Annotated in this window: 14 protein-coding genes; 4 read left to right on the forward strand and 10 right to left on the reverse strand. The window is 34.2% G+C overall.

What is annotated here, in order from left to right:
- Positions 1-28 precede the first annotated feature (28 nt).
- Together BLP44_RS00370 and BLP44_RS00375 are read left to right on the forward strand one after the other, a co-directional pair.
- Positions 29-274 (forward strand): Ada metal-binding domain-containing protein, encoded by a 246-nt coding sequence (locus BLP44_RS00370; RefSeq protein ID WP_008466720.1) that lies wholly within the window; start codon positions 29-31, stop codon positions 272-274.
- Positions 261-869, forward strand: coding sequence for an alpha-ketoglutarate-dependent dioxygenase AlkB family protein (locus tag BLP44_RS00375; protein ID WP_091128071.1), 609 nt, complete (start codon positions 261-263; stop codon positions 867-869). Before BLP44_RS00370 ends, BLP44_RS00375 begins: the two co-directional genes overlap by 14 nt.
- A 4-nt stretch (positions 870-873) precedes the next feature.
- On the opposite strand, the gene BLP44_RS00380 is transcribed toward BLP44_RS00375, so the two are convergent.
- Positions 874-1194, reverse strand: coding sequence for an MmcQ/YjbR family DNA-binding protein (locus BLP44_RS00380; protein ID WP_091128075.1), 321 nt, complete (start codon positions 1192-1194; stop codon positions 874-876).
- A gap of 63 nt (positions 1195-1257) precedes the next feature.
- The gene (locus BLP44_RS00385) at positions 1258-2013 is read right to left on the reverse strand and encodes an NUDIX hydrolase (RefSeq protein ID WP_091128079.1); all 756 of its coding nucleotides are present in this window, start codon (positions 2011-2013) and stop codon (positions 1258-1260) included.
- 261 nt (positions 2014-2274) lie between these two features.
- Here BLP44_RS00385 and BLP44_RS00390 point away from each other — a divergent pair, with 261 nt between their 5' ends.
- Positions 2275-2532 carry a hypothetical protein gene (locus BLP44_RS00390; protein ID WP_008466716.1) on the forward strand — a complete coding sequence of 86 codons (258 nt, stop codon included), beginning with the start codon at positions 2275-2277 and terminating at the stop codon, positions 2530-2532.
- Between the two features lie 151 nt (positions 2533-2683).
- Positions 2684-4705 (forward strand): hypothetical protein, encoded by a 2022-nt coding sequence (locus tag BLP44_RS00395; RefSeq protein WP_091128084.1) that lies wholly within the window; start codon positions 2684-2686, stop codon positions 4703-4705.
- A 236-nt stretch (positions 4706-4941) separates the two neighbouring features.
- Here the strand turns inward: BLP44_RS00395 and BLP44_RS00400 are convergent, their stop codons facing one another.
- The 8 genes from BLP44_RS00400 to BLP44_RS00435 form a co-directional block, all read right to left on the reverse strand.
- Positions 4942-7170, reverse strand: a complete 2229-nt coding sequence (locus BLP44_RS00400; protein ID WP_091128088.1) for a glycoside hydrolase family 3 N-terminal domain-containing protein — start codon at positions 7168-7170, stop codon at positions 4942-4944.
- A gap of 11 nt (positions 7171-7181) precedes the next feature.
- Complete coding sequence (locus BLP44_RS00405) at positions 7182-8606, reverse strand: glycoside hydrolase family 30 protein (protein WP_066032834.1); 1425 nt, start codon at positions 8604-8606, stop codon at positions 7182-7184.
- A gap of 2 nt (positions 8607-8608) precedes the next feature.
- Complete coding sequence (locus BLP44_RS00410; RefSeq protein ID WP_091128093.1) at positions 8609-9448, reverse strand: endonuclease/exonuclease/phosphatase family protein; 840 nt, start codon at positions 9446-9448, stop codon at positions 8609-8611.
- A gap of 72 nt (positions 9449-9520) precedes the next feature.
- Entirely contained in the window at positions 9521-10591 is a 1071-nt protein-coding gene (locus BLP44_RS00415) for a glycoside hydrolase family 16 protein (RefSeq protein ID WP_091128095.1), read from the reverse strand.
- Positions 10592-10651: 60 nt separating this feature from the next.
- Positions 10652-12397: a cellulase family glycosylhydrolase gene (locus tag BLP44_RS00420; protein WP_170830201.1), complete on the reverse strand. Its 1746-nt coding sequence runs from the start codon at positions 12395-12397 to the stop codon at positions 10652-10654.
- 16 nt (positions 12398-12413) lie between these two features.
- A complete protein-coding gene (locus tag BLP44_RS00425) occupies positions 12414-13874 on the reverse strand; it encodes a glycoside hydrolase family 30 protein (protein ID WP_091128103.1) in 1461 nt (486 codons plus the stop codon).
- Between the two features lie 29 nt (positions 13875-13903).
- Complete coding sequence (locus BLP44_RS00430; RefSeq protein ID WP_091128105.1) at positions 13904-15355, reverse strand: glycoside hydrolase family 30 protein; 1452 nt, start codon at positions 15353-15355, stop codon at positions 13904-13906.
- A gap of 91 nt (positions 15356-15446) precedes the next feature.
- Positions 15447-16901, reverse strand: coding sequence for a glycoside hydrolase family 30 protein (locus BLP44_RS00435; RefSeq protein ID WP_091128109.1), 1455 nt, complete (start codon positions 16899-16901; stop codon positions 15447-15449).
- Between the last annotated feature and the right edge of the window lie 73 nt (positions 16902-16974).

A 16974-nucleotide genomic window follows, 5' to 3' on the forward strand; every position in this document is an offset into this window, starting at 1 on the left:
TCTACGATAAAAAAAACGAAAAAAACAAATGCTGCAACACAACAAAATAACCGATTCAGAACTTCGAAATAAAATTAAAAATGGCGAAATTTGTTTCGGTGGCAACCAAAAATTAAAAATCTACGGAACACTTAAATGTTCTTCGGGAAAAAGAATGAAAACGGAAAATCGTGTCTTCTTTTCTTCTGAAAAAGATGCCAAACAAAATGGTTTCAGGCCTTGTGGTCATTGTATGAAATCAGACTATCAAAAATGGAAAAATGGACTTATTTAATCCGCAAATAGACGAAACAACAAATCTGCTTCCGAAAGATGGAACGGTGAATTATTACGGAAAACTATTTTCGAGAACAGACGCCGACTTCTACCGTGATATTTTATTAAATACAATTGAATGGAAAAATGATGAAGCCGTCATCTTTGGTAAATTAATTTTGACCAAACGAAAAGTTGCGTGGTATGGCGATCAGGAATTTGAATACACGTATTCGAATATTACCAAAAAAGCTTTGCCTTGGACTCCTGAACTTTTAGAATTAAAAAAAATTATCGAAGAAAAAACAGGAGAAACTTTCAATTCTTGCCTTCTGAATTTATATCACACTGGAGAAGAAGGAATGGCTTGGCACAGCGATGCCGAAAAAGATTTAAAGAAAAATGGCGCAATTGGATCGGTAAGTTTTGGTGCCGAACGCAAATTTGCTTTAAAACATAAAGAATCTAAAGAAACCGTTTCTCTGATTTTAGAACATGGAAGCTTGCTGGTTATGAAAGATGAAACACAAACACATTGGCTTCACAGGCTTCCTCCAACAAAAAGTACTCAGAAACCAAGAGTTAATTTGACTTTTAGAACCATTGTGAGATAGAAGTTTACTTCTTTTGCGAAGCCACAGTTTCATAAGATCGTATCAAAGCATCTTCAAACATTTCTGGTCTTACTCTTGAAAGCTCGACAATTGTCCAGCCTTGTTTTCCCCATTTATTTGGAATTGGATAAAAAATCTTTTCGCTTGACGCACAAAAAACCGACTGATCGATTTCGTTTAATTTTAAAACGGCATGATTATTTTTTTCGTCAAAAGTGGCAAAAATCTTCTTTTTAACCCGAAAGGAAGTTTTCTCAAAATGAGGTTCTTCAGTTGCATTAGGAAATGATAACGCTAATTTTCTAAAGTTTTCAATTGTAATCATATCGGCTTTTTTATCAGATCTAACAGGTTTTAAAAACCTTTTAGATCTACGTTATGTTAAATTTTACCAACCTTGATTTAATCCGTTCTTCAAAACTTCTTCATATTTATCTTTATCAAAAGAATACAAGTTTGGAGCTTTGTGCGCCACATTGCTTTTCTTTTCGTCAAGTTTTGTCAGGATTCCGATATTGGTGATTTTACGCAAAAAATTTCGGCGATCCAGCTTTTTGTCCAAAATCGTTTCATATAATTTTTGCAATTCTGGAATAGTAAATTTCTCTGGCAATAAGTTGTAACCAATTGGCATTAAATTCAATTCTATTCTTAAAGTGTCCAAAGCTTTATCCAAAATTTCACGATGATCTAAAATAAGTTCTGGAACTTCTTTGTGCTCAATCCATTCAACAACTTCAAATCTGCCTGCCGGATTTGGATGAATTTTAGAAAAATCTACCAAAGCATAATAGCCAATCGTCACAAAACGTCGGGTGAGCCACTTCGCTTTTTCTTCTTCAATTTGAAAGTATTCCAGCGTTTTTTTATCAAAATGCTGATCATTTCGATTCACTTTTCCAAAAGTTGCAAATTGCCTTAAAAACACTCCATCAACACCAGTTCTACTATTCAGCACTGTAATCGCCGCAGCATCTATGTCCTGATCAACAGGAATAAATCCGCCAGGCAAAGACCATTTATTGGCTCTTTCTACTTTAATCAATAAAACTTTTAACTGATTATCGTGAAAACCAAAAATAACACAGTCTATAGAGAGTCCAGGCTGATAGTTTTCGTTGTTATCTAAAATGTCTTTTAACATCAAAATCTTATAAATTTTCTTTTAATAACTCTGCAATTTACTTCAATTTTAGAAAACTAAAGTGATTTTCAATTAAATCAGAAGTGTCGAAATTACAATTTTAACGAAAATTTAAATTCAAATTTAAAAAAAATAAGTACATTGCGTCAGAATAACACATTAATGATTTCGATTGTTAAAATTGAAAACAAAAAACAACAAAAAATAATACCAACTACCATTTATCTTCAAAGTGAGTGTAGAAATTAAATGTAGAAAGTTATGAATGCCAATCCTTTAAAAAATTTTAATCAAAAGATTAGAAGTAAAATTCTAAATTCTTTTGGATTTGTTTCTAAAACCTATCTCTTAGAAGCTTCATTGAAATACAGTGAAGAACAGGAAAGAATTTTCAATGAGATGATTATTGAAACTGATGCGAAAAACAAAAAAGAAAAGCAAGAAGCATTCGATAAAGCTTTGTATGCTTCTTATAAAGGAATTGGCGCTATGGATTTTGTAAATACTGTTATAAAATAACCCTGTCCTGTTTATAATTTATAATGTGGCCTCACTCTTTAGTGAGGCTTTTTTTTATTATAAATTTCACATCATTATGAAAGAAAATCATTATTTATTAATTATTTTAGCCTTTTTTAAAAGTAAGAATATACCCCTATAGAAAAAGTACATGAAAAACATCATTGAATCAGAAAGCTACAAAATTCAAAAACCAGAAAGCTGGGCGCCTACAATTAACGACGATCAACTTATTGAATATATAAAAGAATCGGATTTCTCTAATAAACAAGTTGACGAAGGGCGTGATTTCTGCTATTTCTTAGATAAAGTTTATTACACAAGTGATACTGAAAACAGCGAATATGCCTGCGTTGCCTATACACTTAACGAACCATCAAACCTAGAAAGCGCTTCGGTAAGAGATGTTGTTGTCGAAGAAAATGAGACATATGTTATACACCGAATCAGCGTTTTGAGAGATGGCGTTTTGATTGATAAAATTGCCGATACCAAAATTAAAGTTTTAGACAGCGAAAATCAAAGTGAAGGCGGTATTTTGAGCAGCAACAAAAAAGTAAATATTACCATTAAGGATTTACGTTTATATGATGTTTTAATTACTGAAGATTCTCGCACAAAGGTTTTTACAGATCGCGATTTTATGCGAAAAGAGTTTCTTAAATATGTATACGTTACACCAAGTTCGTATTGGGCTTATGGAAAATATAAATTTTCATTTATCAATGATAGAAAAGAAACAATCGCTTACAAAAAAACATTTTTCAGAAATGAAGAGGGAAATGTCATAGAACCAGAAATCAATTACCTGAAAAAAGGAGAGCGATTTGTAATCGAAAAAGAAAATTACATTAATTCGTTTGATGTTAATAGAGAAATTGCGCCTTTTATTGATTTTGCCACAGATCGAAATTGGATTGATTTATCTAATTATATTTCTCCACTTTATGAAGAAATCTATAGTAAAGCTTCTCTAAAAGAATTTGCTCCAAATCTTGTTGAAAAACTAGATGCCATTGCAGATCAAGACGAAAAGTTACAGTTTGCTATTGACTATGTTCAGAGTCATGTTTACTATATTTTTAATGCTGATGAAATGAACGGCCACAAACCGCAGGAACCATCGGTAACTTATGATAACAAACAGGGTGACTGTAAAGCAAAATCGGTTTTATTGAAAGTCGTTTTAGATTATATCAATGTTGATTCTTCTGTAGTATTGGTAAACTTCAACTCAGATCATTACATCAAATATTATCTTCCTTCTCTATTGACTTTTAATCACGTTATTGTAAAAATCAATTACAAAGGCGAAACTTATTTTGTTGATGCGACTTCGAGAGATGAATTTGGTTTAATTGAAAACCGTGGCTACATCTATTTTATGCATTATTTGGAAGTGAAACCAAATCAGGAATTGGCGATTAAAGAACCTCATAAATTTTCTTATTATGGCATAAATGAGAAAGTCGATTTTAGTGCTCAAAATAATACAGGAAAGTTAAAACTGGTTACGACTTACAAAGGAAATCGTGCCAATTATATGCGTAAATATTTCAAAAACACCAACAAAAGAGAAATAATAGACAGCTGGAATAATTTCTTGTTTTATACTTTAAATTATTCTAACGATCGAAACGGAACAGATATCAGAACCATTTTTAAAGATGCAACAATTGAGATTGTAAGCGATGACAAAAAGCTAAACGAGTTTACAATTCAGTACAACACTTCGATTGAAAATCCGTATTTTGTCGATGCAGAAAAAAATCGTTTTTTAATGTATTTTGATCGAAATGTGGTTAAAAATGCAGCACGTGATTTTATGCACAATGACCTTTCGTTCTGGCATAATTTTGATAACGAGAAATATGAAATCAATTTAACGACAGATCAGAAGATAGACACCCAGGAAAAATATACTATTCAAGAAAGTACTATTGTAAATCCGTATTTTGATTATATAAGCCGTAAAAAAGTGACCAAAAACGGCGCTTCTATAAGTATTGATTATAAACCATTAATCAATCTAGAAATTCCAATTGAAGATTTTGAAGATTTTAGAAATGCGCATCATGAAGTTGCTGACAGTAATTTCGGAATTGGAATCGACATTATTGAAGAAGGCTTGTTGAATATGCTGAAATACAGTTTTAAGAAACGTCTTAAATAAAATTTGGATATAGAAAAAGCGAGGTTTTTAAAGCCTCGCTTTTTTATTTAATGCATTTATATAATTATTTTTAACACATAGAAACATAGTTTGAAGACTTAAAAAAAAGGCGTTTCACTAATTTAAACACACATAGTTGTCTATGTGTAGAAACCTGTTTCTTTTGTTCTTTTTTTACAACACAAAAATCTATGTTTCTATGTGTTAAACTTTACTTTTTAATTTTAGCCAATGAATTAATTTACTAATTCAAAATCAGATTTTAATTTTATATCTGCTGACGAAGCTCCAATCATTACTTCGAAATCTCCTGGTTCAGCAACCCATTCTAATTTATTATTGTAGAAAGAAAGTTTCTCTTTGTCAATTGTAAATTCGATTGTTTTAGATTCACCTGCATTTAATTTCAATTTTTGGAAATCTTTCAATTCTAAAACTGGTCTCACAACAGATCCAAATTTATCTTTCAAATACAATTGAACTACTTCCTCTCCAGCAACTTTTCCAGTATTTTTCAATTGGAAAGAAACTTTAATTGTTTCGTTGCTTTTTATTTTATTTGAAGATAATTTTAGACCAGAATACTCAAACGTTGTATAGCTCAAACCGTATCCAAAAGGAAATTTTGGAGAATTTTTCAAATCGATATAAGCCGAAACATAGTTAGTTGAATTTTCATCTTTTGCAGGTCTTCCCGTACTGAAGTGATTGTAATAAATTGGCACTTGCCCTACTTCTCTTGGGAAAGTCATTGGCAATTTTCCTGATGGGTTGTAATCTCCAAATAAAACATTTGCAATTGCATTTCCAGCTTCAGTTCCTAACCACCAAGTGTACATAATTGCAGGAACATTGTCTGCTGTCCAATTGAAAACAAGAGGTCTTCCTGCATTAATTAAAACTACAACTGGTTTTCCTGTAGCCATAACTGCTTTTATCAAATCTTCTTGAACTCCTGGCAAATGAATATCGCTTCGACTTTTTGCCTCACCACTCATATCGTGTCTTTCACCAACACTCAAAATAACAACATCGGCTTGTTTGGCAGTTGCCACAGCTTCTGCAAAATCATCTTTATTGTCACCTGTAACCTCACAGCCTTTTGCGTACAATAATTTAGTGTTTTTGCCTACTTTATTTTGCAAACCATCCCATTGTGAAACTACCCATTTATCGTAGTTTACCTCTGGTAATTCTACAGCCCAAAATCCCATATTGGCTTTGTATTCTTTTACCATTGGTCCGATAAAAGCAATTGTTTTCGTGCTTTTTGAAATTGGTAAAGTTTGGTTTTCATTCTTTAATAAAACGATACTTTTCTCAGCCATTTCAAGAGCCGCTTTTCTGTGCTCTGGATTTGCTAAGGCTTTTTCTTCTCTCTTTGGATCTGAATATTTGTAAGGATCATCAAATAATCCTAATTCAAATTTCTTGCGAAGAATACGTCTTACAGCGTCATCAACCAAATCTATAGAAACTCTGCCTTCTTTTACTAATTCTGCTAAATTCTTACGGTATGCATTACTTTCCATATCCATGTCGCTTCCTGCAGTAATAGCAGAATATGCAGCTTCTTTAAGATCTTTAGAATAACCGTGAGCAACCATTTCTCCAATTGATCCCCAGTCTGAAACTACGAAACCTTGAAAATTCCATTTTCCTTTTAAAATATCTCTTTGCAAATGCGCATTTCCTGTTGCAGGAATTCCGTTAATATCGTTGAACGAATTCATGAATGTCGCCGCTCCAGCGTCTAAAGCTGCTTTGAAAGGCGGCAAATACGTTTCTAAAAGCATTCTTTCGCTCATATCAACAGAGTTGTAATCTCTTCCTCCAACACCTGCTCCATAAGCTGCAAAGTGTTTTACGCAAGCCATAACCGAGTTTAAATCTCCTAATTTATTTCCTTGAAAACCTTTTACTCTCGCATAAGCAATTTTAGAACCTAAATAAGTGTCTTCTCCTGCGCCTTCCATTACACGTCCCCAACGAGGATCGCGTGCAATATCAACCATTGGAGCAAATGTCCAATGAATTCCACTTGCTGCTGCTTCGGTCGCAGCAACACGAGCACCCAATTCAATAGCGGCTAAATCCCAGCTTGCTGCTTCTGCCAATGGCAACGGAAAAGTGGTTTTATATCCGTGGATAACATCCTGACCAAACAACAACGGAATTTTAAGTCTTGACTGCATCGCCAATTCTTGATATCCTCTGGTATATTTTGTTCCGATAACATTTAGCATCGAACCGATTAAACCTGCTTTTATTTCCGCTTGTTTGTTTGGATTTATGGTAATTGGTCCCGTAGCCTGATTATCGCCAGTATATTGATTCAACTGGCCGACTTTTTCTTCAATTGTCATTTTTTTCAACAGATCATTGACTTTCTGATCTATTGTCTGCTGTTGTGCCGACGCCAAAAGCGAAAGCATAAACAGCGTAATTGTGGTTACTTTTTTCATAGTTTAAGTTTTTACCAAACGAAAGTAGCAACTGCACCTGCGTTTAGTGTGGTTGTGGTTTGTTTTTGGTTGTATTTAATATTAAATGTTTCTGCCGAAGCTCCATCATTTTCTACAATTAAAACGGTTTGTCCCGATGGAGTTTTAAAAGCTACATTATGTAAGTTTCCTGCAATATTACTTCCAATTCTTACCGAACCTTCTGGAACAAATTTAGAAGCATGCCCAATAATATAATATCCAACCTCTCTTTTGATATTCTGATTTTGGTCAATCATCAAAGCTCCTTTACAAGTCGAACATCCTCCTGGCGTAAAAGGTTTGTAGAACTCATCATTTGCCAATCCCCATGAAAGTGCATTTTTACTCCAGTTTCTCATTGAACCGATTACCACATTTTTCACGCTCCATTTTAGGTCTGTTTCAAAATTAGTTCCTGAACCAGTATATTGTTCGGTAAAATACAAATCTTTATTTGGAAATTCATTATGAACAGTCGTCAAAGCGCTAATGTCTCCTTCGTACAAGTGAAAAGCTGATCCTGTTACAAACGGATTTGCTTTTGGATCTCTTAAAATCGTCAAAGGATATTCTGGCTTATTACAATTGTGATCATAAACAATAATTTTAGTTTTGATTCCTGCTTTCGCGAAAGCGGGACCCAAATGATTCCCAATAAAATCTGCCTGCTGTTCCGCCAACATTAACATACTTGGATTGTTTCCTGGATGTAATGGCTCATTTTGAGGTGTAATGGCGTCAATAACAATTCCGTGCGATTTCATTGCTTGAATGTATTTTACAAAATACTGCGCATAAACTCCGTAATATTTTGGCTGTAAGCTTCCGCCTTTAGAACTTCCGTTGTCTTTCATCCACACTGGAGGTGACCAAGGAGACCCCATTATTTTAATCTTAGGATTTATGGCTAAAATCTCTTTTAAAACCGGAATAACATCGTTTAAATCTGGACCAAGATTAAAGTGTTCCAAATTCATATCTGTTTGTCCTTCTGGCATATCATCATACGAAAAAACTTTTTCATTCAAATCTGATGCTCCAATACTTATTCTTAAATAACTTAGACCAATTGCATTGTCTTTTCTTGAAAATAATTCCTGAAGTAACGCTTCTCTTTTGGCCTTATCTAATTTTTTGATAGCCTGAGCGCTTCCTCCTGTTAACGAGAATCCGAAACCTTCAATGGTTTGAAATTTCTCAGCTGGATTTACTTCAATAGTCTGATTTGAATTTGTCTCTGAACTAAAAACCAAATCAGTTTGTTTTTTAAGTTTTGAAGTTTCATCTGTAGTAGTAATCCAAGATTCTACTTTTCCAGAATTGGCAGTAACACTTTTTGAAGATCCACAGTTAAACTGCATCGCAATTAATGGCAGCAAAACTAGGATTTGAAGTTTTTTGTTGATGTTTTTCATTTTTAATCTATTTCTATTAAGACAGGCAAATGATCTGACGGATATTTTAAATCTTTAGAATCACTTAACACTGCGTGTTTTTGAACTTTTAAACCACTATTTTTGGATATAAAAATGTAGTCTAATAATAAGGTTACGGGTTCGTTGTGTTTGAAATCATTGAAAGTTCCAGAAGGTCCAAAAGGTTTTTCTTTTGAAACATCTTTAGTATCATCCATTACTTTTTTGATTTCGCCAATTTGCGTTGTGTTTGGTTCAGAATTGAAATCACCCATTAAAAAAGCGGGATAATTTTTAGTGTTCAATTCTTTTATTTTAGAAAGAACAAGCTGTACGCCTTTTACCCTTGCTTCTTCACCCATATGATCCAAATGCAAATTGAAAACCCAAAATATTTTTTTAGTTTTTAAATCTTTAAAAAGTCCGTAAGTACAAACTCTATTGCAGGCTGCATCCCAACCTCTAGAAACTACATTTGGAGTTTCAGACAGCCAGAAAGTGTTAGATTGTTCGACTTTAAAACGATCTTTTTTATAGTAAATCGTACAAGCTTCTCCCAATCCGCCTTCTTCTCTTCCTAATCCAAATCTGTTATAATTTGGCAAAGCCGATGCAATATCTAAAACTTGATTTGGCGTTGCTTCCTGAACTCCAAAAATTTCTGGACTGTAAAAACCGATCTGAGCTGTGAAATAATCCTTTCGTTTTGGCCAAGCATTCTCTCCATCTGAAGCAACATCCAAACGAATATTATAAGTCATAATTTTTAAATTCTGACCATAAAATGAGTTCACGGCTAAAAGCAGCATCACTGCAAAAACAAGTTTGTTTATCTTTTTCATGTTAAAAAATTTTAATCTTGTAAAGCTAGTGTTTACGAGGCTTTAAAGAAAAAAATCTATTTAAAAGTTATGTTAATTATACACTCTTACGTAATCAATTTCATAAGTGGCACTTTTGAAATTTGGATCTACGGCTCCTCCGAAATTTCCTCCCATTGCTAAATTTAAAATCACAAAGAATTTCTGATTGAACGGTGTTGTACTTGAGTTTTTATAAGTGTAAAATAAATTATCATCTACATAAAATTTGATGCTTTCGGCATCCCATTCGGCAGCATAAATATGAAACTCTGTTGTCGAATTTGGCACTGTTGTCGTTTTGGTATCTGGTGTATTTCCTGAACGCCCTGGAGAATGCAGCGACGAATGAATCACATTTGGATTATTTCCAACTGATTCTAAAATGTCGATTTCTCCACATAACGGCCATCCTGCTGTATCTATATTATCTCCCAATAACCAGAAAGCTGGCCACGTGCCACCGCCAACAGGTAATTTTGCTCGAACTTCTGCTCTTCCGTATTTAAAAGAAAATTTGCCTTTTGTCAGCATTCTTGTAGAAGTGTATTGGCTTTCTTGGTAAGCTTCTTTGATTGCTGTGATTTTCAAAAGACCTCCTTCGATTTTTACATTTTCGGAGCGGTTTGTATAATATTGTAATTCGTTATTCCCAAAACCGTTTCCAGTTCCTAAATCATAACCCCATTTATTAGCATCTGGCGCTCCATCTGTATTAAATTCGTCTGCCCAGATTATTTTTCTGGCTACGAAAATATTTACTGTTGTAGACGTATTAATATATTTTATGCCATTAAATGCTGTAACATCAATAGTGTAGGTTTTGGTTCCTGGCTGAGTAAATTCATATGAAAAATTGCTAGTTGTAAACTCTTTTGTTTCATTGTTTACCACAACCTTATATGACTTTGCATTAGGAGCTTCGATCTTTAAATTAATTTTTCCGCTTCCGTCTCCATTTGGCATTTCGGCAGTTTTTCCAATTACATCAACTTGTACTGAGATTTTATCAGGAGCTACGACAGGACTATCGGTCGTATCATTATTACTGCTGCAAGACTGAAATACAAACAATAGGATTAAAGTAAATACTGCTGCTCTATTGGCGAGATTGATTATTTTCATCTTTTTATTATTTAAATGGTTTAGTTAATAAATTGAATATCAAGATAAATATTATTTCGTCTACTTTTTGTTTTTGTTCATAACAAAGTCAAAATAGTTCAGATTAAAACCTCCTTTTTCAAATACAGCTTTTACTTTATTTGAACCTGATCTCAATACAATATTAGATAAAACAACTGTTTTCCATTTATCATTCCCTCCAGTTGAAGGAAGTGATATCACTGTTGATTTTGCTCCTCCTTCAGTCTCTAAATACAATTTCCCTTCTGCTTTTTCGCTTGAATAACGAATCGCAACATTGTAAGTCCCTTCTTTTGCATCGACAGTATACTGAATCCATTCTCCGTCTTCGATAAATGAAACTTGATAGCCGTTTGAATCTTTATCCTTACATGGCAAAATATCAACTCCATCATTTCTCATGCTATTACCGCGATTCCATTGCTCGTCTTTTCCAGTTACCGATCTGTAATTTATAAAATCAGTATCAGAATAGGCTTTCCCGTTGGTTCCCAAATCATAATGCGTTGCCGTAATTTTGCCAGGAACTGCGTTCTTCTTGTATGGTTTTGTATCGTCTGTCTGCACTTGTCTAAACATAGCATCTATTACATCTGGCTTAACGGTTACATTTTCCATTTTGTAATTGTCTGCTATTTTCATCAAGGTCTTTTTTGCAAATTCTGGAGATGGTTTTGGTCCTCCGTCTTTCCAATATTTCAATAAAACATCATATTCTGGAATTTTAGTAACAGAAGTAACTCCAGCAATGTTGTCTATTTTTTTCATTGGCCAGAATGCCCATCCAATGTTGTTTGTTTCAACCAAAGTCAAAGCATCTTTAAACCAAACATTAGAATTTTCTCCACTTTCTCCCATCCAGATTGGCACATTGTACTTTTCTCTATAGCCCAACATCTGTTCAATCGAAGCCTTGTCGGTATAGTTCCAATATTTGTGAAAACTTAAAGCCAGATTGTCATCCCAAAGAGGAAAAATTCCGTTGTAGTTATTTCCCCAGCAGTTTCCTTCAATAAAAATTAAATGATTGGTATCGACTTCGCGAATGGCTTTTGTAACCGCAACCATCAAATCTCTTAAAGGTCCGTTTGAATTTTCGTCACAGCCATTTTTGTTTGATCCTGTAAAATTCCAGTTTGGCTCGTTGATAATATCATAAGCGCCAATCCAAGGATTATCTCGGTAACGAGAAGCCAATTTCTTCCATAAAGCAATCATTTTTTTCTGATTAGCTTCGCTTTGCCAAAGTGCAGGTTTTGTCGTGTCAAAGTCCGAAATTGCCGCATCGTTTCCTTGTCCGCCTGGAGCAGCGTGCAAATCTAAAATCAGGTATATTTTATTTTCTGCACACCATTTCAGCAAATTGTCTGTCATGGTAAAACCTTCTTCGATCCAAGTGATTTCACCGCTTTTTTCTTGCTCGATTGGTGGAGTATAAAGATTGTAATGCATTGGAAGACGAATAGAATTAAATCCCCATTTTGCCAAAGAATCGATATCTCGTTTTGTGATTCCGTTTTCTTTATAGGCTGCGTAGAATTCTTTTGTTCCCTCTTCGCCAATTACATCTTGTATTTTTTGTCGAATTTGATATTGCGGACTGGCAAATGGCTGGGTCTTCAACATATAGCCTTCCTGCACCATCCATCCGCCAAGACCTAAACCTCTTAAAAGAACATTTTTGCCATTACCGTCAACAATTTTTTGTCCGTCTCTATGCAAGAAACCTTGTCCGAAAGAAGCAATCGAAATGAGAAGCTGTGCTGCTAAAATTATTTTTTTCATACGAATGGTTCTAAATTTATTTCCAAGTATAAGTCCCAACTGAACCTGCATCAAGCGAAGTTGTTACCCATTTCCCGTTAAATTTAATGTTGAAAGTTTCTGTTGCAGAACCATCATTTTCAACAATCAGGACTTTAGAACCAGAAGGCGTGATAAAAGCAACATTTTGCAAACTTCCGCCAGAATTGCTTTCAATTCTAGTAGATCCCATTGGGACAAATTTTGAAGCATGTGCAATAATATAATACGCTACATTGCGCTCAAAACTATTGCCTGAAGTTATAGTTATAGCACCTTTACACATTTCACATCCTCCATCTGTATGAGGACCAAAACTTGCATTATTTGCTAGATTCCACTCTAATGCATTTTTACTGTAATTTCTCATTGAGCCGATAATTACATTTCGAAGATGCCATTTTAAATCGCCTTCAAACTGCCCTTGTGATGAAGTCCATTGCTCTGTAAAATAAACATTTTTGGCTGGATACGAATTGTAAACATTAAGTAAAGCTGTGATGTCACCAGCGTATAAATGGAACGCAGATCCATCAACATAAGGATAAGCGTCTGCATCTGCTAAAATGGTTTTTGGATAATTTGGATTATCGCAATTGTGATCGTAAGCAATGATTTTCACGTTTAGATTTGCTGTTTTAAAAGCCGGCCCTAAACTGTTTTTTATAAAATTGGCCTGATCTGTAGCAGACATATACATACTCGGATTGTTTCCGTCATGCAAAGGTTCGTTTTGAGGAGTTACAGCATCAATTGTAATCCCTTCTGCTTTCATCTGCTGAATGTATTTTACAAAATATTTAGCGTAAACATCATAATATTCTGTTTTCAGTTTTCCTCCTTTAAAACTTGCGACATCTTTCATCCAAATAGGTGCAGACCAAGGTGTTGCTAAAATTAAAATTTTAGGATTAATTGCCAGAATTTCTTTTAGCATGACAATTAGATTTTTATCTTTTTCTAAACTAAATTTATCTAGATTTAAATCTGTTTCTCCTATCGCAAGATCATTATAAGTAAAAGGCGTTGCATTTAAATCTGAAGCTCCAATACTGATTCTGATATAACTTACTCCTATTGAGTTTTCTCCATTCCCGAATAATTCTTGTAAAAGAGCAGTTCTTTTTGTTGCGTTTAATTGGTTTATAACGTCTACGCTTCCTCCTGTCAAAGTATATCCGAAACCATCAACGGTCTGATATTTTTGAGCGGCATTTACTTCAATATTAGCATACGCATTCACTGTTGTGCCAAATCCTAATTTTACTGTTTGTTTCTCTAACAATGCACTTTGATTTCCTTTTGTCAACCAGAAATCAACATCATTTGCTACTACTATTGGCGGATTTACCACTGGCGGATTTTCTACAGGATCACTTGACGAAGAGCATTTTACCTGAGCCATGACGGCTGCCATGATGAAAAACGCTTTTATAATATTCTTTAAATTAAATTTCATTTTCTGTGGTTTTTTAGTTAGTCTGACAATTAGTATACAATAGTCTGTATAGCATGTGCCGGAATGGTGATTGTGGTTTTTCCTGTTTGATTTTCTAAAGAATAAACAATCTCTTTTCCAGATTGATTCATTACAATCGTAATCAATTGTCCGTCAGAATTTTTAAAAGAAGTACTCAATAAAGATTTATCGCTTATGGTTTCAAGCACTCTTTTTGCGTTTGGTCTAATGAATTTTGAGAAATGCCCAATATAATAATACATTGGAGTATAAATTAATTCATCTTTTGTTGTATCAGCATGGATTGGCGCAAAACAAAAATTCCCAACATGATTTGGGCCTCCGTTCTGGTCCAATAGAATATTCCAGTCTGTCCAACCAACTGTTCCGTTATTAAAATCATGAATCATATTGATTCCGTAACGCTCTGCATTTCCCCAGAATTGATATTTTGAAGCATCAAATTTTTCGATACAGCCTTCTGTAAAAAGCAGATTTTTGTTTGGAAAAGCTTCATGAACTTTTGCTACCGATTCAAATTGAGGCGGGCCTCCATTCCAAGTTTCATACCAGTGAAATCCAATTCCCCAAGCATATTTAGAAACTTCGGGATCTGAGAAAACAAGATTGGCTCTTTTAGTTAGCATGTCTCCTCGGTTATGATCCCAGATAATGACATTTTTAGAAGCCAGCCCTTCTTTTTCTAAAGTTGGACCAAGATGATTTTTAAGGAAATCTCTTTCTGCTTCTGGAGTATAGATGCAAGATTCCCATCTTTGCTTGGCCATTGGTTCGTTTTGAACTGTCATTCCCCAGATTGGAATTCCTTCTTTTTCGTATTCTTTTATGAATTTGGTGTAATACAATGCCCAAGCTGGAGCAAATTCAGGCAATAAAACGCCGCCGTGCAAAATATCATTATTGTCTTTCATGAAAGCTGGGGGACTCCATGGGCTAACAAATAACGTTAGTTTCCCGCCGGCTGTTTCAATTGCTTTTTTGATTAAAGGAATTCTATATTTTCGATCGTGATCTATATTAAAAGTCTTTAAGTCTTTGTCTCCTTCAGAAACATAAGTATAGCTATCACTGCTGAAATCACAACTGTGAATGTTTGTTCTTGCCAAAGTATACCCGATACCTTTATTTTTATCGTAATAAGCATTTAAGAATTCCTGCTGTTTTTTTGGAGATAATTTTGCGAAAACTTCGGCGCTTGCATCTGTAATTGCTCCTCCGATTCCCAGGAATATCTGGTCAGTTTTATCAGTATTTACTAGAATAGATACTGTTGATGTTTTTTGTTGTTGAGTGTTGTTTTTTGAAATTAAATCATTTGATAATGATAATTTCAAATTGGTATTTTCGGCAGTAGTGTAAACCTTTATTTTATTATTTTTTTGAGCTGTTATTTTTGAGGTGAAACAGCTTAATTGCATTAATACAAAGGCTGATAGAAATATTTGAGAGGTAATTTTCATGTTGCTTAAATAATCGTTTTAAAATTAAAAGCAAGAGAAGACTAAAATGGATGATTCAAATTAGTCCTCTACATTACTTTACTACAAAATATTAATAAACAAGTGTTTGTATAGCGTGTGGCGGAATTTTTACTTCTGCCTTTTTATCTCCAATAATCAAATTGTAGGTGAGGTCGTTTGCAGATTGGTTCATAACAATAGTGGCCATGGTTCCATCAGCATTTAAAAAAGAGGTACTCAATAAAGCGCTTTTGCTTACTGCAGTGCTTACTCGAGTAGCATTTAGGCGGATAAACTTTGAAAAGTGTCCGATATAATAATAAGATGGTGTGTAGATTAATTCTCCTGTAGTAATATCTGCATGTATCGGTGCAAAACAGAAATTCCCAACATGGTTTGGTCCACCATTCTGATCTAGAAGGATATTCCAATCCGTCCAAGCAACTGTTCCGTTATTAAAATCATGGATCATGTTAATTCCGTAGCGTTCTGCATTACCCCAAAATTGATATTTCGATGCATCAAATTTTTCAATACAGCCCTCAGTAAACATCAGTTTTTTATCTGGATAAGCTTCATTTACTTTACCTACATTATCAAACATTGGCGCTCCGCCTGACCAAGTCTCGTACCAGTGAAATCCCATTCCCCAAACATACTTTGATGCTTCAGGATCTGAGTAAATTACGTTAGCACGATAATTCATCAAATCACGGTTATGATCCCAAACAATTATTTTTTTATCACCAAGATTTTCTTTTTTCAAAGTTGGCCCAAGATAATTTTTGATAAAGTCTCTTTCGGCTTCAGCCGTATAAATACAAGATTCCCAAGTCTGTACAGCCATTGGCTCATTTTGTGTCGAAGTTCCCCAAATCGGAATTCCTTCTTTTTCGTAGGCTTTAATAAATTTTACATAAAAGTTGGCCCAAATCTGATAGTATTCAGGAAGCAAAGTACCGCCTTTTAATACATTTTTATTGCTTTTCATAAAAGCATTTGGAGACCAAGGAGCAGCGTAAGTCATCAATTTTCCACCTGCTTTCTGTATAGCTTGCTTTATTAAAGGAATACGAAATTGCTTGTCGTGATCAATAGAAAAAGTCTTCAGCCCTTTGTCTCCTTCTTCGATATAAGAATAGCTTCCACTGCTAAAATCAGAACTTTGAATTGTGGTTCTTAGCAAAGAATAGCCTATTCCTTTTTGTTTATCGTAGTAAGCATCTAAGAATTCTGCTTGTTTTTCTTTTGAAAGTTTAGCAAATATTTCGGCGCTAGCATCTGTAATAGCTCCTCCAATTCCTATAAAGGTCTGAAACTTTTTCGATGGTTCCACAAAAACAGAAGTTTCTGTTTCTAAGGGTTGTTTTGCAGCAGAAAAAGTCAAATTATCTGTAGTTGTTAATCTCAACTTTGAGTTTTCTGCGGTAGTATAAACGGTTATTTTTTTGCCGTTGGTTGTAAACTCTTTTTTTGTTTTTGGCTGTTGCGCAAATGCTGCAGCAGAAAACAAAAGGCATAAAATTTTTAGGCTATTTTTTTTCATTCGCTTCCAATTATTATGTTTTTAAATTGAAGTTTAGAAGAAATCAAAATAGAGTTCTACCTATAAAGGATTT

Origin of the sequence: Flavobacterium anhuiense, assembly GCF_900101855.1 — a bacterium.
In the GTDB taxonomy this organism is placed as follows: Bacteria; Bacteroidota; Bacteroidia; order Flavobacteriales; family Flavobacteriaceae; genus Flavobacterium; species Flavobacterium anhuiense.